This is a genomic window from Roseateles sp. P5_E11 (assembly GCF_054049355.1).
Map to the genome: position 1 here is coordinate 1 of NZ_JBFUMO010000022.1, position 25,858 is coordinate 25,858.

Sequence of the window (25,858 nt, forward strand, 5' to 3'; positions counted from 1 at the left end):
GCTGTCCATGCCCACGCCGGTGATGGATGCAGGCGGCATATTTGCGTGCACGAGCCGTTCGGTCATCATGCTGACAGTGTGGTTGCAGAAGGCCTGAAGGACTAAAACGTGATGCCGCAACAACTTAGCGAGGATCCACAGGAGGCCCTCCGTCCGGCGATGGACACACCGTCCGGAAGTGGACGGTCGAAAAGCCTGTCAATCCTGCTGGTGGATGACAACCCGGCCGTTGCAGAGGCGATGGAGATCGCGTTCCGTATCGCCGGGCATCGACTGGACAACGCGAACGGGCCGGAGGCCGCGTATTCACGCCTGGCCGCGTCCTGTTACGACGCGGTGCTGCTCGACATGAACTTCGCCGCGGGCCGGTCAGACGGCGCCGAGGGCTTGGAATGCCTGCATCGGATCGTTGCTGATGACCCGGCGACGTGCGCCGTCGTCATCACCGCGCACAGCGGCATCCGCATCGCAGTGGCGGCGATGCAGGCCGGCGCACGGGACTTCGTGATGAAGCCGTGGCGCAACGCCGAGTTGGTTGCCAAGGTCGAAGCCGCGGTCGCGCGCAACCGGCCGATGGCGGCGGTGCAGGCCGCTGCGCCACAGGAGCCGGCCCGGCTGCTCGGTGACAGCGCGGCGATGCAGCGGCTGCGCGATCTCGTGCGCCGCTTCGGTCCGACTGGCGCGGGCGTCACCATCACGGGGCCGGCGGGGAGCGGCCGCACGCTTACCGCGCTGGCGGTGCACGCCAACTCAGCCGATGCCGCGACGCCGCTGCTGCGCGTCGACCTGCGCGACGATGCCGCATGGGATCGGCTCGACGGGGCGACGGGTACCGTCTTGTTGCGCCATCCCGACCGGCTGGATGCGGTGGCGCAGGCACGGCTGCTCGACCGTCTGCCTCCTGCGGTGAGATGCATCGCGATCGCGGAAAGCGTGGCGTCGCTGACGCCGGCGTTGCAGCGTCGTGTGGCGACTGTCGAGATCGCCGTACCGCCGCTGGCTGCGCGTGGAAATGACGCGATCTTGCTCGCGCGGCACTTCACCCGCATCGCCGCCGAGCGATTCGCACGCCCCGCGGCAAGACTGAGCGAAGCAGCCGAGGCGGCGGTGCAAGCGGGCGGATGGCCCGACGAGGTTCGCGGCCTGGCGCTTGCGATTGAGCGTGCGGTGCTCCTGACCGAGGACGGCACGATCTCCACCGCTGCACTCGCACCGTCGGTGTCGGTGCCCGTCACCCAAACGCAGGCTGGTGGGTTCGACTTGATCGACGCCGAACGCGCCGTCATCGCAGCGGCGTTGCGTGAGCATCGCCATAACGTCACGCATGCCGCCACCGCGCTGGGCTTGAGCCGCGGTGCGCTGTACCGCCGCATGGCGCGCCATGGGCTCTAGACATGGCTTGCGGGCGGCACTCCATGCGATCGGGTTCGTCGCATGCGGCGTCGCCGCGGGCACGGCAGTGCACCAGGGCTATTGGGGGCTGCTCGTCGGGGCGACGCTGGTCGCCTTTTGGCTCGGCGCACTGGACTGGGGTCGGGCCGCAAGGCCCCTATCGACGCCCGACCCTGTCACCCCAGCGCCGGATGTGACCACGCCTCGCCTGCTGCTGGACGTCGCGCCGACGCCAATACTGGCGATCGAGGGCGGCTGCGCCCGTGCGCTCAACCGCGCCGCGCGCCGGTTGTTCGCTACCGACGACCGCGTCCTGCCGGTGCCCCTTGAACTGTTGGACCGCGATGCCCGCCATCTGCGCCATGAAGCGCGAAGCTGGCGCATCGATCGCATCATGCTGGGCAGCGGCATGGTCGTCGCGCTCATCGACATCGAACAGGAAGAACGCGCGGCAGAGGCGCGCGCGAGCGCCGAACTGATTCAGGTCCTCGGCCATGAGCTGCTCAACGGCCTGGCCCCGATCGCGTCTCTGGCCGAGAGCGGGCTGGCGGCGGTTGGGCAGCCCAACGCCGACCTGACGCTGCTGCGGGAAATCCTCGCCACATTGGCGCGCCGCGCGGAAGGCCTGCAGCGCTTCGCCGAGGCCTATCGCGCGCTGGCCCGTCTGCCCGATCCCTTGCTGCTCCCGGTGGCGGTGCGGCCGATGTTGGGCGATCTGGYGCGGCTGTTCGCCGGCCGTTGGCCGGGCATTGCGTTGACTGTCGAAGTCCCGGACGATCTGCGTTGGCCGCTGGATCGAGACCAAATCAGCCAGGCACTGTGGGMCTTGCTGCAGAACGCGGCTGAGGCCGTGCTGGACCGCAACGACGGGCAAGTGACGCTGGCGGCTCGCATTGCCGATGGCGGCCTCGCGATCGAAGTCAGCGACAACGGCCCGGGCATCCCACCCGAAGCAGCCGCACGCATCTTTCGCCCATTCCACACCACCAAGCCCGAAGGCACTGGCATAGGCCTCAGCCTCGCCCGCCAGATTGCGCAGGCGCACGGCGGCACGCTGACGCTCGGCACCGGAGCCGCCGTCACGTCGTTCCGCCTTCTGCTCCCCGGCCGCGACGGCTCCTCATCTCCAGGGTGATGGTGGGTTTTCAGATATCGGCACTCGAACGATATGTTGTGATCGAGACATGATGTTATATATTCAACTACATGAAGTGGTTGCTCCTCATCCTCTCGCTGCCGACCGAGAACACCGCCGCCCGCATGCGCGTCTGGCGGGCGCTCAAGGGCTGCGGCGCGGCGGTGCTGCGCGACGGCGTCTACCTGCTGCCGCACTCCGGGGCGCATGAGGCGGCGCTGGGTGGCATTGCCGACGACCTGCGCCAGAACGACGGCACGGCTCATCTGCTGGGCACGGAGTCTGGCGACGAAAATTTCCCTGCGCTGTTCAACCGCAGCGCCGAGTTCGCGGCCCTGCTGGGCGATATCGCCGACGGTCGCAAGCGGCTCAGCGCCGAGCAGGCGATGGAGTCGGTCAAGCTGGCCCGCAAGCTGCGCAAAGCCTTCGACCAGCTCGTCGCCATCGACTTCTTTCCCGGTGAGGCCCAACGTCAGGCCCGCGAAGCATTGGAAGAATTTGAGGGCCAGGCCAACCGGCTGCTGTCGCCGGATGAGCCTCAACCTGCCGTGCGAACCATCACGCCGCTGGATCGGGCCGACTACCAGGGGCGGATCTGGGCCACGCGCGCCCGGCCGTGGGTCGACCGGATGGCCTGCGCCTGGCTGATCCGCCGTTTCATCGATCCCGAAGCCCGCGTCTTGTGGCTCAAGTCGCAGGCCGACTGCCCGAAGAGGGCGCTCGGCTTCGACTTCGACGGCGCGACCTTCACCCACGTCGGCGCGCGCGTGACCTTCGAGACGCTGCTCGCCAGCTTCGGCCTGGAGACGCCCGCGTTGCTGCGCCTGGGCCTGCTGGTGCACAGCCTGGACATCGGCGGCGTGCAGCCGCCAGAAGCCGCGGGCGTCGAGCGCGTGCTGGCCGGCATGCGCGAGGCCATCACCGATGACGACCAGCTGATGCAGGTCAGCGCCGGGGTCTTCGAGGGCCTGCTGACTGCCTTCCAGAACGCCGAGGACAAGCCATGAACGCCATCCCCCAGGACCTTCCTCTTGACCCAGCCGGCCTGAACGGCGTGTCCGCGCATGGCTGCTGACCATCCACCCATGCTGGCGTTGCTCTATCCAGGAGACCGCGCAGCGCGTGACCGCAATGACCCGGACGAGAGTCGCTTTGCCGCGCTGTTCGAGGCCTTTGCCGCCGCCGGCATTGCGGCCGAGCCGGCCGTCTATCACGACGACTTCGCCGATGAAGTCGCTACCCAGCTGAAGCGAGTGGATGGCCTGCTGGTCTGGTGCAACCCCATCGAGGCGGGCTGCCGCCGTGACCGGCTCGATGCAATGCTGCGCGAGCTGGCCGCGGGCGGCGTCTTCGTCAGCACGCATCCCGACACCCTGCTCAAGCTCGGCACCAAGGACGTGCTTGTCGACGTGCGCGACCTGCCCTTCGGCAGCGATGCGGTCCGCGTCGACAGCCTGGCGCAACTGGCCGACGAGTTGCCGCGTCGGTTGATCGGCGGGGCGCGTGTGCTCAAGCAGCACCGTGGGCAAAGTGGCAACGGTGTCTGGCGTGTCGAGGCCACCGGCTGCGCGCTTTTGAAGGTGCGCCATGCGCAGCGGGGCAGCGAGGAGGAATTGCTCAGCCTGCACGAACTGCAACAGCGGCTGGCGCCTTATTTCGAGCCGGAAAACGGCGGCCACATGATCGACCAGGCCTGGCAGCCGCGTCTCGTCGACGGCATGGTGAGGGCCTACCTCGTCGAAGACCGCGTTGCGGGCTTCGGGCACCAGGCTGTCAATGCGCTCCATCCCGCGAAGGACGGTGGGCCGCCACCTGCCACCAGCCCGCGGCTCTATCACCCGGCCGACCAGCCGCAGTTCCAGGCGCTGCGACAGCATCTGGAGTCCGGATGGATAGACCTGCTGCGCGAGCGCGCCGGCCTGAACCGGGACCAGCTGCCCATGCTGTGGGATTGCGATTTCCTGTTCGGTGAGCAACCGGGCAGCTACGTGCTCTGCGAGATCAACGTCAGCAGCGTGTCGCCGTTTCCACCCTCGGCCGTCGCGCCGCTCGTGAAAGCGGTCAAGGCGCGTCTGGGGCGTTGACTTCAGTGGTCATGCCCGTGATGGGCGTCCGGCACATGCGCATGGCTGTGGCGCTCGGGCTGGTGCTGGTGCCGATGGCTGTGCGCGCCTTCGGGCATCGGATCATGGTGATGGTCGTGATGCCCGTCATCGTGCCGGTGTGCGTGCTCGTGCTGCAGCGCCTCGTGCTCATGCTCATGCGCGTGCGACTCGGCCAGGTGCAGCGCGACACCCAGCAGCATCAGCAGGCCCCCCGCCGCCATGCCCCAGCCGGCTGAACGGTCGCCCAATCCGAAGGCCAGCGCGGCGCCAATGAAGGGTGCAAACGCGAAGACGGAGCCCGTGCGGGCTGCGCCGAACTCGCGCTGGGCCAGCAGGTAGAAGCGCAGGCTCAGGCCATAGCCGGTCGCACCAATGCCCATCAACCCTGCCGCTGCGCCAAGGCTGGGCATCGCCTCGCCCGCGACGAAGGCCAGCACCGCCGTTGCCGCAGCGCCCAGCGCAGCCTTGGCGAGCACGACCTGGCCGGGATCGCGTTCAGCCAGCGCGCGCGACAAGGTGTTGTCCGTGCCCCAGGCGGCCGTTGCCGCGAGCACGGCAAGCAGCCCGACCCATTGGCCACTTGACGCTAGGCCCTGGTCAAGGATGAGCAGCACACCGCCTGCGAGCAGCAGCAGCATCGCCGCCCAGACGCGCCGGTCCATGGTCTCGCCATAGAGGCGCCAGGCCAGCACGGCCGTGAAGAGAGCCTCCAGCGTCAGCATCAGCGACGCGCCGGTGCCGCTGGTGCGCTGCAATCCCCACGCCAGCGCCACCGGGCCGATCACCGCGCCGAAGAGGGCGACGGCCAGCAGGCGTGGCAGGTCCGAGCGGAGCACGCGCGCCTCCTTCTCCGCCTTCTGGCGCAGCAGTGCGCCGACGAGACCAGCGCCGGCATACAGCAACGCCGCGGTCGTGAACGGCCCCAGTCCTTGGCCGAGCTTCTGCACGAGGGGCGTGCTGACGCCGAACAGCGCGGCCGCCAGCAGGGCCAGCAGGCCACCGCGCAGCGCAGGGAAGTTCAGGTGAAGGGGCATGTCCGGTTTCRCTCTCAGGGCTGACCGCCGTGCCGGACCAGGCGCTTGTGAAAGCCCGTGATGGTGACGGTCACCGTGACCGGCTGCTGGTTGCGGTTCTTCCAGAACCAGCCATGCGTGCCTGCGAACGGCGCCACGAAGGTGCCGGCGCCCTGGCGCTGGCCGGCTTCGATGTCGTAGCTGGTGTACTCGTCCTTCGAGCCGGCCCGCTCGCCATGCAGGTCCACGGCCACGTCACCACTGGCGGACCAGTGGAAGACCATGCCCTGGCCGGCGTCGAGCTCCGCCTGGACCTCGGCGCCCTTGCCCGGGGCCAGCGTCACCGTCACGCTCTCCGTGCGCGGCGCCAAGGCGCTCGGTTTGACCGCCGGCGCATCGAAGCTCTGGCCCGCCTGCTTGCCGAACACCGCCTCGGCCCTGGCTGCTAGCGTCCCGTTGTCGCGGGCCGCATCGGCCGCCCAGAGTGGCATGCCAGTGGCGAGCAGGACGCCCAGAGCAATCAGTCGTTTCGTCATGACGGCACGTTACTTGATGGCGTGCGGCGCCGCATGGCCTCGATCAACGTCTAGAAAGCCTCCTGCGCGCCCGCCGAGGGCTCTTCATCCCGCAACAGCCGTATCAAGGGGCGCTCACCCACCAGCCAGAAGATGACCGGCGTCAGCACCGTGTCCAGCAGCGTCGAGCTGACCAGGCCACCGAAGATGACGACGGCCACCGGGTGCAGGATCTCCTTGCCCGGCTCGTCGCCCGCCAGCAGCAACGGCGTCAGCGCGAAAGCAGCGACGAGGGCCGTCATCAGCACCGGCGTCAGCCGCTCCAGCGAGCCGCGCACGATCATGGGCCGGCCGAAGCGCTCGCCCTCGAAGCGGCACAGGTTGATGTAGTGGCTGACCTTGAGGATGCCGTTGCGCGTGGCAATGCCGGCCAGCGTGATGAAGCCCACCATGGTTGCCACCGACAGCGTCACGCCGGCCAGCCACATCGCGATGACGGCGCCGACCAGTGCCAGCGGGATGTTGGCCATGATGATGCCGGCCAGCACCGCCGAGCGGTAGCGCGTGTAGAGCACGAGGAACATCATCGCCAGCGACACCAGCGACAGGCCGACGATGAGCCGCGTGGCCTGCTCCTGGGCCTGGAACTGGCCCTCCAGGCTGACAAAGGCGCCGGTGGGCAGCGCCGTCTTGGCGATGACCTGGCGAATGTCGCCGATGACGCGGCCCATGTCGCGGCCGTCCGTATTGGCGTAGACGACGATGCGCCGGCGGCCGTTCTCGCGGCCGATCTGGTTGGGTCCGTCGGACTCTTCCACGGTGGCGATGCTGGACAGCGGCAACCGCCCGGCCGGTGTGTCGATGAGCGTGCGCGCCAAGTCCTGCGGGCCGCGCTGGTCGTCGGGCAGGCGCAGCACCAGGTCATAGCGGCGCTGGCCGTCGACGATTTGCGCTCCCTGATTCGGATGCGCGCCATCGGTCAGCGCCTGCAGCACGCGCACCGCCTCACCGGGTGAGAGCCCCGCCTGGGCGACCTTGCGCTGGTCCAGCCGCACGGCGATTTGCGGGATCAGCACCTGCTTTTCGACGGTGAGGTCCACCAGACCCGGCACGCTGCTCAGCCCCGCCCGCATCTGCTCGGCCAGGCCGCGCAGCGTGTCGGTGTCGTCGCCATAGATCTTCACGGCGACCTGCGCCCGTACGCCCGACAGCAGATGGTCCAGCCGGTGCGAGATAGGTTGGCCGATGGCGACCTGGGCGGGCAGCGAGGCGAGCTGGGCCCGGATGCTGGCCATCACCGCCTCGCGGTCGACGGGCTTGCCGCCGCGCCGCAGGTCCACGTCGATCTCCGACGAGTGCACGCCCTCGGCATGCTCGTCCAGTTCGGCGCGTCCGGTGCGGCGGCCGACCTGGGTCACCTCGGGCACCTGGCCGATCAGCCTCTCGGCCAGCGCGCCCATGCGGTTGGCCTCGGCCAGCGACGTGCCGGGGTTGAACATCAGCGACAACACCAGGGAGCCCTCGTTGAAGGCCGGCAGGAAGGCGCGCGGAAAGAACGGCACGCTGGCCGCGGCGGCAGCCACGGCGATCACCGCCGAGACGATCAGCAGCTGCGCGCGCGGGAAGGACCAGGTCAGCAGCCGTTCGTCCCAGCGTTTGAGCCGCGCGACCAGCGGGCTGTCGCCATGGTCCAGCCGCTTCATGCGCGGCAGCAGGAAGGCGCTCAGCACCGGCGTGACCGTCATGGACACGAGCATCGAAGCGAGGATGGACACGATGTAGGCAATGCCCAGCGGCGTGAACAGCCGCCCCTCGATGCCCGGCAGCGCGAACAGCGGCACGAAGACGAGCACGACGATCAGCGTCGCGTAGACGATGCCGGTGCGCACCTCGACGCTCGCGGCCCGCACGACCTCCAGCACCGGCTTCGGGTGGGCCAGCGCCCGGTTCTCGCGCAGGCGGCGCTGGATGTTCTCGACGTCAACCACCGCGTCATCCACCAGCTCGCCGATGGCGATCGCCAAGCCGCCGAGCGTCATCACGTTGATGGATTGGTCGAGCAGGCGGAACACGAGTGCCGTCACTGCCAGCGACAGCGGGATCGCGATCAGCGAGATCAGCGTCGTGCGCACCGACAGCAGGAAGGCGAACAGCACGATGGCCACCATGATGGCGCCGTCGCGCAGCGCGCCGGTGACGTTGCTGATCGAGGCCTCGATGAAGTCGGCCTGGCGGAACAGCACCTGGGGCGCGCTCAGGCCCTTGGGCAGGCCGGGCTCGAGCTCGCCCAGGGCCGTCTCGATCTGCTTGGTCAGCTGCACCGTGTCGGCGTCCGGCTGCTTCTGCACGCTGACGATGACGGCCGGTGCGCCCTTGTAGCCGGCGTCGCCGCGCTTGAAGCCGGCGGCGAAGCGCGCGTTGGCTACCTGCTCCAGCAGGATGGCGCGGCCGTCCTTCCAGGCGACGGCGATGCCCTGCAGGTCCTCGATGCGGTGCGTGCGGCCAAGGTGGCGGATCAGGTATTCGCGGCTGTTCAGATCGATGAAGCCACCGCCCGCGTTGCTCGCAAAGCCGCGCAGCGCCTGCTCCACCTGCGTCAGCGACACGCCGAGCTGGGCCATGCGCACCGTGTCGGGCTCCACGCGCAGCGTGCGCACCTCGCCGCCGATGGGGATGACCTGGGCCACGCCATGGATGGCGAGCAGCCGAGGCCGCAACACGAAGTCCGCGTACTCGCGTGCCTGCATCGGCGTCGCCTGTCCGGCGCCCAGCGGCAACGCGATCAGCATGACCTCGCCCATGATGGACGAGACGGGGCCCATGACCGGCGCGATGTCGCCCGGCAGCCGGCCGCGCAGTTGCGCCAGCCGCTCGGACACCTGTTGGCGGTTGCGGTAGACGTCGGTGCCCCAGTCGAACTCGGCGTAGACGATGGAAAGGCTGACACCCGAGGTGGAGCGCACCCGCGTGATGCCCGGCATGCCGTTCAGCGCCGTCTCGATGGGGAAGCTGACGAGCTGCTCGACCTCCTCGGGCGCCATGCCGCCGGCCTCGGTCAGCACGGTGACCTGGGGCTTGTTCAGGTCGGGGAAGACATCGACCGGCGTGCGCCAGGCGGTGAGGCCGCCATAGGCCATCAGCAGTGCAGCAATGGCCAGAACGAAGAGCCGGTTGCGCAGGCTGGTGTGGACAATCCAGTTGAACATGGCCGTCCCTTCAGCGGATCTGCGCGATGAGCGCCGCGCCAACGACGACGACGCGGTTGTCCGCCGCCAGGCCGCGCGTCACGAGCACGGTCTTCGCGTCCAGCGGCCTAGCCTGCACCGGCTGCGGCATGTAGCGCTCGCCGCCGGTCTTGATCCACACGACGGCCTCGTTGACGGGGCTGCGCACGACGGCCTCGGCCGGCAGCACGATGCCCTTGGCCTTGTCCTTCAGCGCGACGATGACCGTGACCGTCTGGCCCACGGCCAATGGCATGGCCTTGTCGGCCTGTGCGCGAAAGCTCAGCGGCAAGCTGCCGTCGCGCAGTGCACGGGGCACGCCGGCGAGCTGCAGCTTCACGCCGCTGACGTCCGCCAGCTCGGCGTTGGCAATGCGCTGGCCCAAAGTCACGTCAGCCGTCTGCGCTTCGACCATCAGCCGCGCCGGGTCAACGATGTCGACGAGCACGTCACGCGCGTCGATGACCTGGCCGGCCATCAGCTCGGTGCGGGCGATGACGCCCGACACCGGCGCGCGCAGCGGCTCGCGCTGATCCAGGCTGGCGGCGATGCTGCGCTCGCGCGCGGCCAGGGACTTGGCCTCCAGGCGCGCGGCCTCGATCTCCTTGCGCGGCACCGTGCCCTCCAGTCCTTCAAGCCTCTTCAGACGCTGCTCGGCGAGCTGGCGGCCGGCGCGCAACTCGGCACGCTGGGCCTCCTGGTTGGCCTGAGCGAAAGGCTCGGCGTGGTGGTGCAGCCAGGCGAGGACTTCCCCCTTTTGCACGGCCTGGCCGGGCACAGGAAGTCCCTTGGGGCCGGGTTCGATACGGCCGCCATGGCTGGCCTGCACACGGCCACTGGCGTTCGGGTCCTGAACCACACGGCCGGGCAGCTCCAGCGTCGCAGCGGCTTCGGTCTCGGGTGCGATCTGCGTGCGCAGCCCCAAGCGGCGCTGGGCCAGCTTGGGGACGTTGACACTGCCGTCGGGCAGGCGCACAAGGCCCGAGACACTGGTGGGCCCGGCCTGGTCGAGGTGTTCGCCATTCGGCCCATGGGCACCGGGCCCGGCGAGCCCGGCTGTCGTGGCCAGCAGCAGTCCAACGGTCAGCAGCGGGCGCTTCATGCCTGGCCTCCGTTCCCGGTCTTGGTGCCCTGGCGGCGGCGCCATGCGGCCACGGCGATCAGCATCGCCGCGATGACGCCCATCCCCGTCCACAGCTTGCGCGAGCCACTGGGGTGGTCGTGCCCGTGGTCATCGCCGGGCTCGTGCGCGTGCGGCGTCTGCGCCGCGGCCTGGGCCTGCTCGGCCGTGACCTTGAGGGTCGCGTCCAGCAGGTCCGATTCGTTGCCGTGGATGACGGTGATGACGATGGCGTGGTCACCGGGCTTGCCGAGCAGCTTCAGCATCGCCTCGTCGGCCACGGCGTAGTCGCCGATGGCGTCGTGAAAGGGAGCCTTGACCTTGAGGCCGCCGGACTCGATTTCGACCTGCGCCTTGAGCACCGGCTCGTTGGTCGCGAAGCGGTCGATCAGCATCGAGAACTCGCCGCCGGCGAGCGTGGCGACCAGCTCGAACTGCTCGCTCCTGGCTTCGATGCGTGGGCGGCTGCCGGCAGGCGCGGTGGTAGCGGCCGGGCTGTCGAGATGTTCGCCGTTGGGTCCGTGGGCGCCGGGGTCGGCCGCAGCGCCCAGGCTCACGGCCAGCGCAGCGGCGCCGAGGGCGCGCAGCAGGGAAAGGGAGGTCATGGAAGCAATCCTTGGGCTTGTTGGAGTCGCGCCTGGGCCAGGCGCAGATGGGCTTGCTGGCGTTCGCTGGCGGCCTCGGTCTGGGCGGCGGCGCTCAGCGCCCGCAGCAGTTCGGGCAGCGGCGCTTCGCCCGCCTTGAAGGCCTTGTCGATGTGACCCGCCCGCTCGCGCAGCAGCATGGCGCGCTGCGTTTCGAGGCGGGCCTGCACTTCAGCACCCTGCAGCTGGTTGCGCGCCAGCTCCAGCTCGGCCGCGAGGCGGTCGCGGCTGCGCTGCTGCTGGGTCAGGGCCATGTCGACCTCGGACAGCGCGGTGGCGATGCGCGGCTGAGCGTGCGTCTCGGTGCCAAATGCAGCAAAAGGCAGGCGCAGTGCAACGCCGATGCTGTTCAGCGCCGGGTTGCCCTGGCCAGGGCGTTCCTGGCGCAGGTTGACGCCCAGCTCGGGGCCGTCGCCGCGCTGGGCCTGTGCCAGGGCGAGCTGGCGCTGGGCACGGTCGACGGCGCGCGCGGCGAGCTGCAGTTCGGGGTGAGCCTCATCGAGGTCGAAGGTCGCCCCTGCAGGCGGGGGCTCGAACCGCGCGGCAACGGCGAGGCCCGTCAGCAGTTGCCATTGCGTCTGCTGGGCGTGCAGCTTCAGTGCAGCCTCGGCTTCCAGAGCCTGGCTGGACAGCCACTCGGCCCGGGCCGCCATCGCGTCGGCAGGCGCGAGGTCGCCGGCCTTGACGCGGCGGTCGACGTCTTCGGCCAGGCGACCGAGCAACTGGCCTTGCAGCGCGRCCAGGCGCTGCTCCGCCTCCAGGCCGCTCAGCTGGCCAAGGGCTTCGCGCACCTGGCCGGCCACGTGCAGGCGGGCGGCCCGCTCGGCGGCGGCACTCCAGTCGAGGCCGGCTTGGGCGGCCTGGCCGGCGGTTGCGCGGGCGCCGATGCGCCACAGCGGCAGGGCGATGCCGACCTCGGTTTCGCGCTGGCCGCTGGCGCCATTGCCGCGGCCTTCACGCTGGGACAGCTGCAGCGCTGGCGGCGCGGCGAGCCAGCTGGCGGCGACGGCCTGCTCGGCGCGAGCCTGGCGCTGCTGGCCTTGCGACTGCGTCACCTCGGCGGAGCGCTGCCAGGCGGCGTCAATCGCCTGGGCCAGGCTGGGGCGGCTGGCCGCGAGCGCTGCGGAATTCGATAGGGGTTGGGCGGCACAGGCGAGCGCGCTGGCAGCAAGGGCGCTGCCGGCGAGCCATGGCGCCAACCATGGAGGGATTTTCACGAGGGTCCTGATGCGAAAGCGGCGGCGACCCGCATGGGGCCAGCCCAGGGCTGGTCATGCGCAAGAGGTCACCGCCAGAGCGACAGACGGCCGCGCGTCAGCACGCGCGGGTCGCGGGCGGGATCAGGACTGGGCTTTGGGTGGCCGCTCGGGGCCGGCAAGGCAGGGCGGTGGAGGGGGCGTCGCCGCGGTCTGCACCGGCATCGCCGGCGGCAGTTGTGGCAAGTGCAGGTCAACACGGGTCATCAGGACCGGTGAATGCAAACCGCAGTCGCTGGCCAGATGATGGGCCGAGGCGAGCGACTGGTCCTCGTGGACGCCGCTGGCGTCGCCGTGATCATCGTGATGATGCCCCTGGCCCTCGAGGTGCATCAACGCATGCTGCTGCTCTTCCTGGCCCGCCATCCCCACGGCAACGCCTGCATGGGCCAGCGCTTGCCAGCACATGCACAGCATCAGCAGGAAGGTCGTCAGGCCGTGGCGCATGGTCGTCAGTCTAGCGGAGCGACCATTTGAGGCGCATGGCGCGGCCGCCTACTGGGGCCAGTTAACCAATCATTGCGATTCGGGCACTGGCACGAGCGCAGTCCGCCGGCGCCGCACGCCGAGAACCACGCCCAGCCCCAACATCGTGAGCGCCCAGGTCGCCGACTCAGGCACGGCGCTAGGAATGCCTTCGAAGTGGTAGAGCGCGGCCAGCGCCGGGTCGTCGATCGTGAACGAAGGGTCAACGAAGGCCTTCGACCAGCCTGCCGGCCCGCCGGGGCCGCCCGAGCCGGAATCGGCACGGAGGTAGACATCAAAGACGGCATTGACCTTGAAGTTGGTGACCTGATCGAACGAGAAGCTGTTGCCACTCACTCCGTTGAGGTTGATGCCGGCGAGCAAAATCGCGCCAGCGCCGCCGCTGTCGTAGTTCACGGAGAAGGAGGCCGATGCCTGCGTACTTCCTTCGCCGTCGACCAAGCCGTGGGCGAGGACGTGCACCGGCACTACCGTTGCCGCGGCCGGGCCGCTCAGCATGACCTGGTAATGAATCGTCGTGGTCGCTCCAGCACCACCGCCGACGGTGAATCCGAGGACAGGCGAGTACGCAGCCACGGAGAGGGAATAGGCATAAGCCGAGCCCCCCTGGGCTGAATCGGTGATCGAGGTGGCGACGTTGCCATCCACGTTCACCCCGTAGCTTGCAGGCGCAAAGGTCGTCCCGTGGTCGATGTCATTCAGGCGATTGAGCGGATTGAAATTGTCAGCGGCCGCGTGACCCACATAGGTGACGACGCCGAGCGCATGCGCCGCGCCAAACGGCAAAACCGCACAAGCGCAAAGAAGCGCGCTGAGCAACGTTCGTGAGCGAGTCATGATGTTCCTTGGCTGACGGAGACGAAAAACCTGACAACGGAATCAGGTGAACGGTCCGCCGGCAAGGAGAACATGTTTCCGGTCCGGTGGGACGCCCCGGGCAGCTGCCAATCTAGGGGGCGTGCCGGGCAACGGGCAACGCGTCGTCGGTCAGCCTGGAACATTCATTTCGGAGCGACGCGCCAGATCTCGCCGGTCACATCGTCATCCACGAGCAGTGAGCCGTCCTTCTGCACGGCGACCGAGCTGGGCCGGCCCCAGACTTCGGTGTCGCTGGCGACGAAACCCGTCACGAAGTCCTGGTAGCGGCCCGTCGGCACGCCATCCTTCATGAACACCCGGACCACTTTCGAACCCGTGCGCGTCTGCCGGTTCCAGGAGCCGTGAAAGGCGACGAACAGGTCGCCGTCGTAGGCCTTCGCAAACGCCGCAGGAGCGGCCGGCGGCGCCTCATACATGACCATGCCGAGTGGTGCTGCGTGCGCCGTCAGCAGCAGATCGGGCGCTGTCACCTTGTCGCGAAGGTCGGGTCGATGGCCGGCGAGACGGGGGTCTTCATGGGCGCCGATGTAGAACCAGGGCCAGCCATAGAAGGCGCCTTCCTTCACCCGGGTCAGGTAGTCCGGCGGCAGGTTGTCGCCCAGCAGATCGCGCTCGTTGACGCTGCACAGCAGGTTCCCGGTGCGTGGGTAGAGGTACATGCCGACGCAGTTGCGCAGCCCCGCGGCATAGGTGCGCCGGTTCTTGCCATCGGCATCGAACGCCAGCACCACGGCGCGGCCTTCCTCCTCACCCCAGGCTGCACCCAGGCCGTGCTTGGCTTCCCAGCCGGCAAGCGGCTCGGGCGGCGTCTTGCCGATGCCCTCGGCGACGTTCGTCGCCGAGCCGATGGACAGGAACATCGTGCGTCCGTCGGCAGAGAACACCAGCGTCCGGGACGAGTGCGCGCCGACGGCCTGGGACAGCTTGGGAACGACCACTTCGGGTTCGCCGCCGGCCACAAGGTCGCCGTTGCGGTACGGATATCGAACGATGGAATTGACGAAGGCCACGTAGAGGTACTGCGGGTCGGAGCCTGTCGGCCAGAAGGCCAGGCCGAAGGGGCGGTCCATGCCCGACGCAAAGGTGCTCACCACATCGGCGGTCTCGCCCGTGGACGACCGGAACACCTTGACCAGCCGTTTCGTCGTGGACGAGATGAAGATGTCCCCGTTGGGTGCCTTGACCATGACGCGGCCGCGATCAGGGTCCCTGGCCCACAAGCTGACCTTGAAGCCCTCGGGAACCAACGGCAACGTGCCTTCCGGGCGTGGCACCGTGCGGGGCCCGTTGCTTGCGCTTTCGGTGGCGAAGGGCGTGGGCAGGTCGGACACCTTCCATTCGTGGATCCGCCCCGGTCGATCAGCACTCCAGCTGCCCACGTCTGCACCAGGGACCGCCGGCTTGCTGGCCGCAGTGCTCGCCGCCGGCTGGGCCGCAGAGGCCGAAAGCTTGTCGAGATAGGCCAACAGCGCCCGGCGTTGTGCCTTGTCCGCCATGCTGATCGGCATGGTGGTGCCGGGTGCATAGGCCGAGGGGTCGGCGATGAACCTGTCCAGCTCCGCCTTCGTCCAGACCTTGCCCTTTGCACCCAGCGCGGACAGTGCCGCCGAGTAGCCGAAGCCCTGCGCTTCACCCACCCTGCGCCCGACGATGCCATGCAGGCCGGGGCCCATCAGCGCGCGCCTGTCCGGTGTCACGGTGTGGCACATGGCGCAGTTGCTGTCGAACAGTCGTTGGCCCAGGGCGATGTCTTGCGCCTGAGATGATGCCGTGGCCGCCAGGGCGAGCAGGCCGCAAGCCGCGGCCCGCATGACGTGAAGGGGGTTCAATGGGTCTCCTGTGATCGTTGTGCAACCGGGCAGCGCCATGCGGCCGTCAGAACCGCAGCAGCAACCGGCCGCCGTAGCGTCCCGTCGCCAGGGCCGGCTCACCCGCCGGCCCGGTCAGGTCTGCGGCCTGGCCCTTGGCGCCCATGGCGGGGATGGCGTGCAGGAAGCCGATGTCGCTGGCTGGGAAATCCACGCTGGTGGTCGGGAAGTCTGCCAGCCTCGCGCCCAGTTGCAGATAGCCTGCCCCGTCGTTGACGATGGTGAGGTCCCCAGCGGGTGAGCTCAGCCGCAGCCAGCGCGGGTCCGCGAAATAGCCGGCGGGCGATGCGATGTCGTACACACCCAGCACGGGCCCGCGCAGGCGGTTCTGCCAGACGGGGCTCGGCCCGCGCACGAGCGCGCGGGGCTTGCTGGCCTCAACGGGCGGCCGATCAAAGCCGACACCGTGGTACAGCGTGGGGCCTTGGAGCTGGTAGCCGTAGTCCAGCGCAAGCACGCCGCCGTCGTCGTCCTCGCCGAGCGTCCAGCGCACGCGGTCCAGCCCGCCGGCGCCAGGCGCTTCCAGCCAGGCGCCTTGCGGCCCGGTGCCTGCGGTCACGGCGACCTGAGCCGCTGGTACGGCGAAGCGGTCTGCTTCGAAGGCCAGCCGCAGAGACACCACCGAGGGCGTGCGCCGCACACCCGCCAGGCGGGTCACGCGCAGTGCCTTCACGGCCTGGGGCGGGAAGATGTAGGACTGCCCGTCGCGCGCCACCCGTGCGCCGTCAAAGACGGTCTTCCAACGCTGGCCATCGGCGGACAGATCCAGCCTGAAGCTCGCCCAGCCAYCGGTCTCGGTGATGCCGAGGTCGATGGTTGCAACATTGGCCATCGTCGGCGTGGGGAACTCGTAGACGCCGTCGGCCGCGGCGGCCGGTTCCATCCATGCTGGCTCGGCGGCCTGCCTGGGCCGGGCGACCACCAGGCGCGGCCCGTTGGACAAGGGTTGCGCCTTGCCGCCCCTTGCGAGTTCGAGCAGCAGGCCGGTACGGGCATCAAAGCGCGCGGACATGGCGCCGGCTTGCAGCCGGATGCTGTCGCCGTCTCTTACCACCGCGGGCGCGCCGGCATGCTGGCGTGCGAGGCGGGAGGGCCGGTCGGGCGCTGCCCAGACCCAGGTCCACAGATGCTCGTCGCCGCGGGTTGCCGTCAGGCGCAGCGCATCCGCCTCGCGCCAGGCCGCGGGCAGCGGCAGCTTCAATTCACCCGCGGCATGCGGGGCCGCGGCAGGCCCGGTGAGGTCGCCCTGCGCCAGCACGCGGGCGTCCGGGCTGCGGTCCTGCGGTTGGGCGAACCGAATCCATTCCCACTGGAAGCGCACCGCCGCCAGCGTCGTGAAATCGAACGCGTTGCGCAGTTTCAGCACGCCGTTGAATTGGCCGTCCAGCACTGGCGGCGCGATCTGCACCGGCGACCAGATCTCCTTGACCGTGTAGTAGCTGGGCTCCTTTTCGTGCCGGGGGCCGACGATGCCGTCCGGCGCGTAGGTGCCGAACACGTCGATGCGCCCGCCCTGGTCGGTGCGCACGAGGCCTTCATCCGCCAGGTTCCAAAGGAAGCCGCCCGCGCCGCGCGGCGAGGCGCTCATGGCCCGCCAGTAGTCGTCCAGGCCGGCACCCAGGCCGCCGTCGAACAAGCCGTGCAGGAACTCGGTGGGCATCACCAGCAGCGGGCCGGCCAGCCGGCGCTGCAGGTCCGGGTAGCGCGGGTAGTGCTTGGTGTCGATGCCGCCAAAAGCCTCCCACGGGTGGAGCAACGGCCGCGCCTGCGGGTCGTAGAGGGCGAAGTCGCCGTCCAGCTCGCGGTTCCAGCCGCCTTCGTTGCCGTTGGACCAGAACAGGATGCTGGGGTGGTTGACGTCGCGCTCCACCAGCTCGCGCACGAGCTTGCGGCCCACCTCGGTGTCATGGGCCTTCTGCCAGCCGCTCAGCTCGTTGATGACGTAAAGCCCCAACTCGTCGGCGGCCTCCAGGAAGGCCTTCTCGGGCGCGTAGTGGGCCACGCGCATGGCGTTCATGTTCATGGACCGGATGAGGTGCGCGTCCTCATAGGCCTGGGAGCGTGACACGGCGCGGCCCGTCTCCGGGCGGAAGCTGTGGCGGTTCACGCCCTTGAGCATGATGCGCTGGCCGTTGAGGTACAGGCCCCGGCCCTCGCGCACCTCGAAGGTCCGAAAGCCGAAGCGCTCGCTGACCTGGTGGACGGCCTTGTCGCCTTCGAACAGCGTGAGCTGCAGGAAGTACAGGTGCGGCGTTTCGGCGGACCAGAGCAGCGGCTGGTCGATCCGCCCCTGGACGCGCACGCGCCCGGCGCCGCCGGTGGGAATCGCGGTGGAGAAGGGTTGGCCCACGGCCGTGCCGTCGCGGGTGGTGACCTGGGCCGCCAGCCGGGTCACCGTGCGCGGCGCCCGCAGCGTCACGTCGGCCGTGAGCTCGCCGCTGGCCTGGGCGTTGATGGCCACGTGCGCGATGGACTGCAGCGGCGACGCCTCCAGCCACACCGGCCGGTAGATGCCACCGAACACCCAGTAGTCGCCGTGGCGTTCGGCGATGTCGGTGGCCGTGGCGGCCGAGGCCTCGCTGACTTGCACCTCGATCTCGTTGCCCTCGCCCGGCTTGAGCCAGCGGGTGATGTCGTGGCTGAAGCGGTTGAACCCGCCCTGGTGGACGGGCCCGGCGACGTTGCCGTTGACCTTGACGAGGGTGTCCGTCATCACCGCATCGAAGACCACCCGCACCGTGCGGCCCTGCCACTCGGCCGGTACCGTGAAGCGGCGCCGGTAGGTCGCCTTGTCCGCCGCCCGCGGGCCCTTGTCGTAGCCGTACTGGTAGTGGCCGAAGCCTTGCTGTTGCCAGTTGGACGGCACCTTGATGCGTGCCTGCTCGCCCGCGCGCTGCCCGCCGTCGATGAYGAAGTCCCAGTCCAGCGCGTCATCCGGGCCGGTGCCCGACAGCATCAGCGTCTCGGTGCGCGGCGCGTCCGCGGCCAGCGCCAGCGGCGCCAGTAGGCCGCAGACGAGCAGGCCGGCCAGCCACTTCAGTGCTGCAAGCATGACGTTCACCGGGTGTACTTGCGCCTACTCGATGACGAGCAGCGTCACACCCTGCCGTGGCAGCGTGAAGCTCAGCGTCGCACTGCCATTGGCCACCGCCAACGCCGGCAGCGCGGCCGGCGCCATCACCGAGGCGGCTTCCAGCTGGGCGTACTGCTTCGCGTCCGGCGCCTGAGGCGCGCCCATCGCCTGCCAGGCCGTGAATGCGTTCGCGTGGGCCTTGTCGACGCGCCACTGCGTCACCGTGCGCGTGGCCTGCCCGCCCAGGCCCGCCAGCTTCAAGCTGACCGCCGCATCCGGGCCGCTGGCATCGTCGTCGTCGTGATAGTGCCAGGTCATCACCGCAAGCTTGCCGTCGGGTGTGCGGGTGGCCAGCACGCCCACATCCGGGCGGCCACGGACCCCGTTCGCCAGGATGTCCTCCAGTGCCACTTCGGCGTCGCTGGTGGCGCGCAACTGCGTCGGCCCCAGCTTGGCGAACATGCGGAAGATGTTGAGGACCGGCAGGTCGACACCGTTCGTCGCCAGTTGGCGATAGCCCGCAAACCAGGGCTGGTCTTCAAACGTGAAGGCCCAGGTCAGCGCGCCTTCCAGGTTCACCTGGTGCCGGTCGGCGAGTTGCCAGATCCGCTTGTAGCTGGCCGCCGTGTAGCTGGAATACATGGTGCCGTTGCGGTAGGCGTTCTGCGGGCCGGGGCAGGCGGCGCAGCCTTCCGGGTCGTTCTCGCCGATGACGATGGGCTTGTCCTTCAGCTCGGGCACCGCGGCGATCTTCTTGAAGCCGTCGGCGACACCGTTCAGTTGCGAGGCCATGCCCATGCGCACCCGCCCATCGACAAAGCGCGGGCTACCTTTGGCGTGGAAGGAGAGGAAGTCGGTCGGCGTGCCGACCTTGCCCGTCGCGTGGTTGGTGCCGCTGACGACGTGCTTGAGGAAGGCGTCCATGAACGCGCCGCCCGACCCGGCCACGTCGGGCCCGCCCACGCGGGCTTGGGGCAGGGCGCGGCGCACGGCGTCAATGGCGTGGTCATGCAGCTTGTTGAACTCCTCCTGGTTGCCGCTCCAATACACCGGCAAGTTGGGTTCGTTCCACACTTCGAAGTACCAGCGCTGCACCTCCTCGTGGCCATAGCGCTCCACGCAGTGCTTCGTCCACTGGAAGACCAGCTCGGCCCACTTGGCGTAGTCCTTGGGCGGCGCGTTCCAGGCGCCGGCGATCAAGTCATAGCCAAAGCCCGGGCGCCAGCTGTGCTGATACGGCGTGCCCAGCTTGGCGCTKGACAGCGCCTGCGGCATGAAGCCGATCTGCAGGTAGGGCCGCACGCCGCGTTCGAGGTAGCTGTCGATGATGCGATCGGCAACGGTCCAGTCGTAGACGGGGCGGCCGTCCTTGTCCTCGGTGTAGGCATTGGTGCTGCCCCACTTGAACGCGCCCGTGCCGTCGCCGGTGTTCAGCAGGTTATGGGTGCGGAAGTAGACGCTGCCGGGCCGCAGCTCGCCCAGCCGCTTCATCAGCTTGCGGCCGTCCTTCATGGTCGCGTAGTTGGGCTCGTCGGCGCCGAAGAAGCGCCAGATGGGCTTGAGCTCGCCAGCTGTGCGGCCGGCGTCCACCTCGATATGGACCGGGAAGGGTTCGGCGGTTTGAGCCTGCGTGGCAGCGGCGATCAAGCCGGCCATGACGATGGCGACGGGCCGGGGCAGTGGCTGGAGCTTCATGGCATGAATGGCGTGAAACGAGAGGTCGAAGGGCTCGGACCGCGATCATGACGACATCCACTGCGTGTGCCGCTCGCAATTCCTGGCCGAGTGTAGGAAGGGCCTTCGCTGCGCCGCAAGCGCCCAGCTATTCACTCAAGAACGTGAGCGCGTGCCGTCGGTGGTGCCAGCCCCCTTGGCCCTGGCCCGCGATGGGCTCTGCCTTTCCCTGGCCGCAGGCAGCGTCGCGTTGTACTTGAGGGACAGCTCGATCCAGTAGTCCAGTGCCGCCTTCGTTTGCGCGGTCGTCGAGGCGACGAACACATAGCCTGGGTAGGGGCGCCCCTTCATGACCACCGTCTCGACACCGTCACGTTGGAGCGCCATCTCGTGCAGCGCCGGGTCGATGCGGCACATCAGCCGTTCGGGCCTCGCCGTCACGCACAGGTGGCTGCGCACCATGAAGCCGACGCTGCCGAACATGCGCTTTTCACGCACGTCGGCGACACCGGCCAGTGCGTGGTGAACGCGGTCTACCAGGTTGTCGCTGATCGGGGACGTGTTCACGGAGATTCCTGATGTCGCCTTGACGGCGCCAGTATCTGCCAGGGGTGGCACCGGGAGCGTCAATTGCCGCGCACCACCAACGTCCTCCCGGGAGCTTCAGCTGCCTGCTCGTGAGACTGCCTTCATCCTCCATGTCGATGACAACCTGGATAACCTTGCTTCGACGAAGCTGATCCTGGATCGTCCCGGCATCGAGGTGGTATCCGCCGAGTCCGCCGCGGTGGCGGTGGAACGGCTGACGCAGCACGACTTTGCGCTGGCGCTGGTCGACGTCACCATGCCCGACGTCAATGGCTTCCAGCTTGCCGAGTCCATGCGCGATGAGGCGCGTTCCCGCGAAGTTCCCATCATTTTTCTGACGGGCGACGGCGGCGACGCAGCGCGGACTTTTCGTGGCTACGAGGCCGGTGCCGTCGACTTCCTGGTCAAGCCGGTGCACCCTCAGGTGCTGGAAAGCAAGGTCGGTGCGTTTGTCGCCCTCTATCTGCAGCGCAAGTCGCTGCGTGATCAGAAGGACGACTGCGAGCGCCTGTTGAGAGCCAACCAGCGGATGGCTTCGGAGCTGGAGCGTGCGCACGAGCTGGCGGTCCAGGCAGCTTTTACCGACGATTTGACCGGCACGCCGAACCGCCGGCACATCCTGAAACTCGCGCTGAGCGCCCTGAACGACCCGCGCAGGCATTCCCAGCCGGCGAGCCTTGCGCTGCTGGACCTGGACCACTTCAAGAGAGTCAACGACACACGTGGCCACGCCGTCGGGGACGCCGTGCTGCGCCACTTCTGCGATCACACCCAGGCCCATCTGCGATCTGGCCAGGCCATGGGCCGCATCGGCGGCGAGGAATTCCTCCTGCTGCTCCCGGGCACCGAGATGGCGGAGGCCTGCACCGCGCTCGAGCGGGTGCGCCACACGCTGGAGCCGCATGCCGGTATTGCCTACACCTTCTCGGCTGGCGTCGCGCAGGCCCGCCCGGACGAGGCGCTGGATGCCGTGCTGGAGCGTGCCGACCGGGCGCTCTACGTTTCCAAGGAGCGCGGCCGGGACTGCACGTCCAGCGAATTGATGGATCTCTGAGCGCCATGAACGTGGATTACGCCGAGCGGCGCAAGCGCATGGTGGCCACACAGCTGGCCGCCCGCGGCATCCGCGCCGACGCGGTGTTGCGGGCGATGCGCACCGTGCCGCGCGAGTTTTTCGTCGAAGCGGGCTTCGAGGACGTCGCCTACCAGGACGCAGCCATGCCCATCGCCCAGGGCCAGACCATCTCCCAGCCTTTCATCGTCGCGCTGATGATCGAGGCCGCCGAAGTGAAGGCGGGCGACGCGGTACTGGAGATCGGCGCGGGCTCGGGCTATGCGGTTGCCGTGCTGAGCCGCATCGCCGCGCACGTGTCGGCAATCGAGCGCAGCGAAGTGCTCGCCCGTCGTGCGCATGAGCGCCTGGCGGCGCTCGGCTACGACAACGTGGAGATCATCACCGGCGACGGCAGCGGCGGCTGGCCCGGCGGTGAGAGCTTCGATGCCATCCTTGTCGCCGCATCGGGCCCGACACTTACCGCCTTCGGCCCCTGAGCCGGTCTTCCGGAGCGGCGCATGCGTCCCAAGCTCGATCAGCTGCGTCTGGCCGCCGCCGAGTGGCCGGCCAAGTAGGGCACGGTGACGACGCGGCCGCCCCAGCCGCGCACCAACGGTGTCTCAGGCAGTTGTTCCGCCGCGTGGTCGCTGCCCTTCACGTACACGTCGGGCCGCACCGCCTGCAGCAGCGCCGCTGGCGTGGCCTCTTCGAACCACGTCACCCAGTTCACGCAGGACAGGGCCGCGATGACGTGGGCGCGCTCGTGCAGCGTGCAGCAGGGACGCTCACCCGGCTTGCCCAGGTCGTGGGCGGAGGCGTCGCTGTTCAGCGCAACCACCAGCACATTGCCCTGGCGGCGTGCCGCCTCCAGGCAGCTGACGTGGCCGACATGCAGCAGGTCGAACACGCCGTTGGTGAACACCAGCGGCCGCTCCAGCCATGCCAGCCGCTCGATCAGCTGCTCGGGTGCCAGGCATTTGAAGGCGCCATTCCAGTTGCTCTGCACCTTGCATCTCCTGCCGGTTGAAGCCCCCGGTCATGTTCCAGGCGAGGCGCTGCGCGTTAGCGCAGACGAGGTCCCGTGCGCCAGCGCATTGGCCGGCCTCGACGCCGTCGATGGAGACGCCGAATTCCACCTGCAGTCTGTGCAGCAGAACTTGCCGCAGCTGCGCAAACTGCGCTCGCGTGAACGGGCCGCTCCGTTGGGGGGCGATGACGAGGGCCGCGCCCGCGCGCTGCCGCCGCGCCAGTCGACCATGGCGAGCTGGACGGCGATGGCAGGCGCCGGTGCCGTCAACGCCGCCTTCGCAGCGTCGGCGGTGAGGAAGCGGCTGGCGGTTGGTGCTGGGCTCAAGGGGCTTTTGCGCAGGGTGCGGAAGGCCCAACGATTGGCAAATGCCGCTCCCACCGGCCGCGAGGGCCGATGCTGCCCGAGCGGCTGCACCTGATGCCGCAGGCGGGCCACCATGGCGGCCAGACCGTCGGCAACCTGCTCAAGCCGCTTGCCGTGCCCTTGCTCTGTTCTGCGGCCAGTCGACGGGTGTGAGCCGGTCACCGGCAAGCAGGAGCTGCGGCACTTGCTGGAACAGCCAGCGACCCGCCTGGCAGCGAAACGACCACGTCAGGTCGAATCGCTCGGACGGCCAGTTCTCCGGCACTTCATCGACTGTCGTGATCGCCTTGGCAAGTTTGGGGAGATCGTCGTGCCGCCAGCAAACCAGCACCGGCGCATCCAGCGACCGCAAGTGCCACGCAAGCTTGTCCACCGGATCGTGATCCGACCAGCGTTCATCGACGGCAACCCCGAGGCGGTCGGCCAGGCCTTCCACGGTGTCATAGGGGCGGGTCGACGGATGCATTGCCGTTGGCCGGGCCGCAAGGATGTGCTGCGGGCGCTCCAGCACCTGCGGATGCAGGCGTTCAGCCAGTGCCGAGAAGTACGGAACCAGCGCGCCAGCGCGGCGCCAGCCTTGAACGCTGAGCGAGTTGGGATCGTCGCGACCGGATTCATCCACGCCGCCGTCTTCGCCGTGTGGCTTCTCGGCGTGGCGAATCAGCATGATGCATTTCGACATGGCTGAACTTCAACTGCTGCATCGCAGCATGCGCCAAGCCAGCGGTGGCATGTGTAGGACGGAATGCCGCATGGTTGGCAAGCCTGCAAGGCGGTTCAACGAGGCAGGAGGCACCGCGCGTGGGTACGTGATTTGCCGTCGAAGCAGGGCGGCGCCATCGACCGCTACACAGCTACGGAGACCACCATGAACACTGACAACACCACCGGCCCCACCATCGCTGCCTCGAAGGTTGAAGGCACCGAGGTCTACAACCTGCAGGGCGACAAGCTCGGCTCCATCGACGACCTGGTCATCGACAAGGCCTCCGGGCAGGTGCGCTACGCCGCCCTGGAGTTCGGCGGCTTCCTGGGCATGGGCACCGATCTCTATCCCATGCCCTGGTCCAAGCTGAAGTACGACACCGCCAAGGACGGCTATGTGGTGAACCTCGACAAGTCGCAGCTGGAAGGCGCGCCGCGCTATGCCCGCTACAGCGAGCCGGCATACACGCGCGACTACGGTCGCAAGGTCTACGACTACTACGGCGAGACCTGGGTGTGATCTCGACCGGGTGATGTTCGTACCGCCCTTGCCGAAGACAAGCTCTGAATTCACCGGCTCCGGTGCCCGCCGGAGTCTTTCCAAACCATCAGCCAGCAGGAACTCCCATGCCCACCAGCGCAACGAAGACCTCAGCCAAATCCACCAAGAGCACGGCCAGAAAACCCGCCAGCCAAGCGACACGCGATTCGACACCGGACGCGATCGATCTGCTGACCGCCGATCACCGGGAGGTGAAGTCCCTGTTCCGGGCCTATGACAAGCTTGTCAAGGCCGATGGCGATGCCGGCGAGAAACAAGCCATCGCGCTGCAGATCTGCGTCATGCTGACCGCGCACGCCACGGCTGAGGAAGAGCTCTTCTATCCGGCCGCGCGGGACGTGCTGGGCGACGACGCCGACCTGATCGACGAAGCCGACATCGAGCACGCTAGCGCCAAGGAACTCATCGCGCAGATCGAAGCCGGCTCGCCCGATGACGATCACTACGACGCCAAGGTGAAGGTGCTTGGCGAGTACATCGACCATCACGTCAAGGAAGAGGAAGGCGAGATGTTCCCCAAGATCCGCAAGTCCGACCTCGACCTGGATACCTTGGGTGAAGCCATCGCCGGGCGCAAGGCGGAGTTGATGGGGCAGGACGCTGAGCCGCACTGACGGCGTCGTTCAATCCAAGGAGAAGCCATGAGTGAGGCCATCGCCGACGTTTACCGGGGTGTGCGGTTCACGGTGGAGGCGGTGCCCCGCAGCGGCGGCTTCGAAGGACGCTTCGCGATCCTTGACGTGGCCGCCGCTGGCCAGGTTGGCACGGATGACAGCTACCGCCCCACAACCGACAACCTGTGGGCCACGGAGCAGGAAGCATTGACCTATGCCACCGAGGCCGCTCACCACGCCATTGAGGGGATACCGGCGTTCGACAAGGGAACGCCGGGGTTGTAGTGCGAGCACGTCGTTGCTGCCGTGGTTGAGCGCCTCGACGCTGCCGGACTGCCCCCGCGGGCCGAACTGTTCGCAAGACGGCGCGACGCGCCTGGCTATATCTGCACGCGTGTGCCCAGTTCGACCACCGCGTTGTCCGGCAACCGGAAGAACCTGGCGACCCCGCTGGAGTTGCGGCTCAATGCTGCAAACAGGCGCTCACGCCAGTTCGCCATGCCGCCACCGGGAGTCGGCACCACCGTCTCGCGGCTGAGGAAGTAGCTGGTCTCGAAG

The 25,858-nt window shown here is 68.6% G+C and carries 25 protein-coding genes; 10 read left to right on the forward strand and 15 right to left on the reverse strand.

The window, feature by feature from the left end:
- Positions 1-159: 159 nt before the first annotated feature.
- From ACXJKR_RS03335 to ACXJKR_RS03350, 4 genes are all read left to right on the forward strand, one after another.
- Positions 160-1,392: a sigma-54-dependent transcriptional regulator gene (locus ACXJKR_RS03335; protein WP_457320718.1), complete on the forward strand. Its 1,233-nt coding sequence runs from the start codon at positions 160-162 to the stop codon at positions 1,390-1,392.
- A gap of 7 nt (positions 1,393-1,399) precedes the next feature.
- Positions 1,400-2,527 (forward strand): sensor histidine kinase, encoded by a 1,128-nt coding sequence (locus ACXJKR_RS03340; RefSeq protein ID WP_457320720.1) that lies wholly within the window; start codon positions 1,400-1,402, stop codon positions 2,525-2,527.
- Positions 2,528-2,598: 71 nt separating this feature from the next.
- Positions 2,599-3,534 carry a chromate resistance protein ChrB domain-containing protein gene (locus ACXJKR_RS03345; RefSeq protein ID WP_457320722.1) on the forward strand — a complete coding sequence of 312 codons (936 nt, stop codon included), beginning with the start codon at positions 2,599-2,601 and terminating at the stop codon, positions 3,532-3,534.
- Between the two features lie 78 nt (positions 3,535-3,612).
- Positions 3,613-4,611: a Cj0069 family protein gene (locus tag ACXJKR_RS03350; protein ID WP_457320724.1), complete on the forward strand. Its 999-nt coding sequence runs from the start codon at positions 3,613-3,615 to the stop codon at positions 4,609-4,611.
- Positions 4,612-4,613: 2 nt separating this feature from the next.
- Here ACXJKR_RS03350 and ACXJKR_RS03355 read toward each other — a convergent pair whose 3' ends face one another.
- The 12 genes from ACXJKR_RS03355 to ACXJKR_RS03410 all read right to left on the reverse strand — a co-directional run bounded on the left by ACXJKR_RS03355 (position 4,614) and on the right by ACXJKR_RS03410 (position 20,951).
- Positions 4,614-5,666 (reverse strand): DMT family transporter, encoded by a 1,053-nt coding sequence (locus ACXJKR_RS03355; RefSeq protein ID WP_457320726.1) that lies wholly within the window; start codon positions 5,664-5,666, stop codon positions 4,614-4,616.
- A gap of 14 nt (positions 5,667-5,680) precedes the next feature.
- Positions 5,681-6,181: a hypothetical protein gene (locus ACXJKR_RS03360; RefSeq protein ID WP_457320728.1), complete on the reverse strand. Its 501-nt coding sequence runs from the start codon at positions 6,179-6,181 to the stop codon at positions 5,681-5,683.
- 50 nt (positions 6,182-6,231) lie between these two features.
- Complete coding sequence (locus ACXJKR_RS03365) at positions 6,232-9,366, reverse strand: efflux RND transporter permease subunit (protein ID WP_457320730.1); 3,135 nt, start codon at positions 9,364-9,366, stop codon at positions 6,232-6,234.
- Between the two features lie 10 nt (positions 9,367-9,376).
- Positions 9,377-10,486, reverse strand: coding sequence for an efflux RND transporter periplasmic adaptor subunit (locus ACXJKR_RS03370; protein WP_457320732.1), 1,110 nt, complete (start codon positions 10,484-10,486; stop codon positions 9,377-9,379).
- On the reverse strand, positions 10,483-11,109 hold the full coding sequence (locus ACXJKR_RS03375) for a hypothetical protein (protein WP_457320734.1): 627 nt from the start codon (positions 11,107-11,109) through the stop codon (positions 10,483-10,485). The genes ACXJKR_RS03370 and ACXJKR_RS03375 overlap by 4 nt, the downstream gene beginning before the upstream one ends.
- Positions 11,106-12,347 (reverse strand): TolC family protein, encoded by a 1,242-nt coding sequence (locus tag ACXJKR_RS03380; protein ID WP_457320736.1) that lies wholly within the window; start codon positions 12,345-12,347, stop codon positions 11,106-11,108. The genes ACXJKR_RS03375 and ACXJKR_RS03380 overlap by 4 nt, the downstream gene beginning before the upstream one ends.
- A gap of 141 nt (positions 12,348-12,488) precedes the next feature.
- Positions 12,489-12,851, reverse strand: a complete 363-nt coding sequence (locus ACXJKR_RS03385; protein WP_457320738.1) for a hypothetical protein — start codon at positions 12,849-12,851, stop codon at positions 12,489-12,491.
- 69 nt (positions 12,852-12,920) lie between these two features.
- On the reverse strand, positions 12,921-13,727 hold the full coding sequence (locus ACXJKR_RS03390) for a PEP-CTERM sorting domain-containing protein (protein WP_082532801.1): 807 nt from the start codon (positions 13,725-13,727) through the stop codon (positions 12,921-12,923).
- Between the two features lie 164 nt (positions 13,728-13,891).
- On the reverse strand, positions 13,892-15,598 hold the full coding sequence (locus ACXJKR_RS03395; RefSeq protein WP_457320740.1) for a PQQ-dependent sugar dehydrogenase: 1,707 nt from the start codon (positions 15,596-15,598) through the stop codon (positions 13,892-13,894).
- Positions 15,599-15,644: 46 nt separating this feature from the next.
- The gene (locus ACXJKR_RS03400) at positions 15,645-18,689 is read right to left on the reverse strand and encodes a glycoside hydrolase family 2 TIM barrel-domain containing protein (protein WP_457320742.1); all 3,045 of its coding nucleotides are present in this window, start codon (positions 18,687-18,689) and stop codon (positions 15,645-15,647) included.
- Positions 18,690-18,713: 24 nt separating this feature from the next.
- Positions 18,714-20,405, reverse strand: coding sequence for a GH39 family glycosyl hydrolase (locus ACXJKR_RS03405; protein WP_457320744.1), 1,692 nt, complete (start codon positions 20,403-20,405; stop codon positions 18,714-18,716).
- A gap of 135 nt (positions 20,406-20,540) precedes the next feature.
- The gene (locus ACXJKR_RS03410; protein ID WP_457320746.1) at positions 20,541-20,951 is read right to left on the reverse strand and encodes a TfoX/Sxy family protein; all 411 of its coding nucleotides are present in this window, start codon (positions 20,949-20,951) and stop codon (positions 20,541-20,543) included.
- Here ACXJKR_RS03410 and ACXJKR_RS03415 point away from each other — a divergent pair.
- Positions 20,944-22,026 (forward strand): GGDEF domain-containing response regulator, encoded by a 1,083-nt coding sequence (locus ACXJKR_RS03415; RefSeq protein ID WP_457320748.1) that lies wholly within the window; start codon positions 20,944-20,946, stop codon positions 22,024-22,026. The two genes, ACXJKR_RS03410 and ACXJKR_RS03415, sit on opposite strands and share 8 nt — an antisense overlap.
- A gap of 5 nt (positions 22,027-22,031) precedes the next feature.
- Positions 22,032-22,523, forward strand: coding sequence for a protein-L-isoaspartate O-methyltransferase family protein (locus tag ACXJKR_RS03420; protein WP_457320750.1), 492 nt, complete (start codon positions 22,032-22,034; stop codon positions 22,521-22,523).
- A 38-nt stretch (positions 22,524-22,561) separates the two neighbouring features.
- On the opposite strand, the gene ACXJKR_RS03425 is transcribed toward ACXJKR_RS03420, so the two are convergent.
- Positions 22,562-23,032 carry an adenylyltransferase/cytidyltransferase family protein gene (locus tag ACXJKR_RS03425; protein WP_200955306.1) on the reverse strand — a complete coding sequence of 157 codons (471 nt, stop codon included), beginning with the start codon at positions 23,030-23,032 and terminating at the stop codon, positions 22,562-22,564.
- A gap of 1 nt (position 23,033) precedes the next feature.
- On the opposite strand from ACXJKR_RS03425, the gene ACXJKR_RS03430 reads away from it, so the two are divergent.
- Positions 23,034-23,474, forward strand: coding sequence for a hypothetical protein (locus ACXJKR_RS03430; RefSeq protein WP_457320752.1), 441 nt, complete (start codon positions 23,034-23,036; stop codon positions 23,472-23,474).
- Positions 23,475-23,519: 45 nt separating this feature from the next.
- Here ACXJKR_RS03430 and ACXJKR_RS03435 read toward each other — a convergent pair whose 3' ends face one another.
- A complete protein-coding gene (locus ACXJKR_RS03435) occupies positions 23,520-24,101 on the reverse strand; it encodes a hypothetical protein (protein WP_056199886.1) in 582 nt (193 codons plus the stop codon).
- Between the two features lie 186 nt (positions 24,102-24,287).
- On the opposite strand from ACXJKR_RS03435, the gene ACXJKR_RS03440 reads away from it, so the two are divergent.
- From ACXJKR_RS03440 to ACXJKR_RS03450, 3 genes are all read left to right on the forward strand, one after another.
- Positions 24,288-24,644 (forward strand): PRC-barrel domain-containing protein, encoded by a 357-nt coding sequence (locus tag ACXJKR_RS03440; RefSeq protein WP_056201253.1) that lies wholly within the window; start codon positions 24,288-24,290, stop codon positions 24,642-24,644.
- Between the two features lie 107 nt (positions 24,645-24,751).
- Positions 24,752-25,300: a hemerythrin domain-containing protein gene (locus ACXJKR_RS03445; RefSeq protein ID WP_457320755.1), complete on the forward strand. Its 549-nt coding sequence runs from the start codon at positions 24,752-24,754 to the stop codon at positions 25,298-25,300.
- A 27-nt stretch (positions 25,301-25,327) separates the two neighbouring features.
- Positions 25,328-25,585 (forward strand): hypothetical protein, encoded by a 258-nt coding sequence (locus ACXJKR_RS03450; RefSeq protein ID WP_457320757.1) that lies wholly within the window; start codon positions 25,328-25,330, stop codon positions 25,583-25,585.
- Between the two features lie 95 nt (positions 25,586-25,680).
- On the opposite strand, the gene ACXJKR_RS03455 is transcribed toward ACXJKR_RS03450, so the two are convergent.
- A partial coding sequence (locus ACXJKR_RS03455) for a KUP/HAK/KT family potassium transporter (RefSeq protein WP_457320759.1) occupies positions 25,681-25,858 on the reverse strand: 178 nt, incomplete at its 5' end.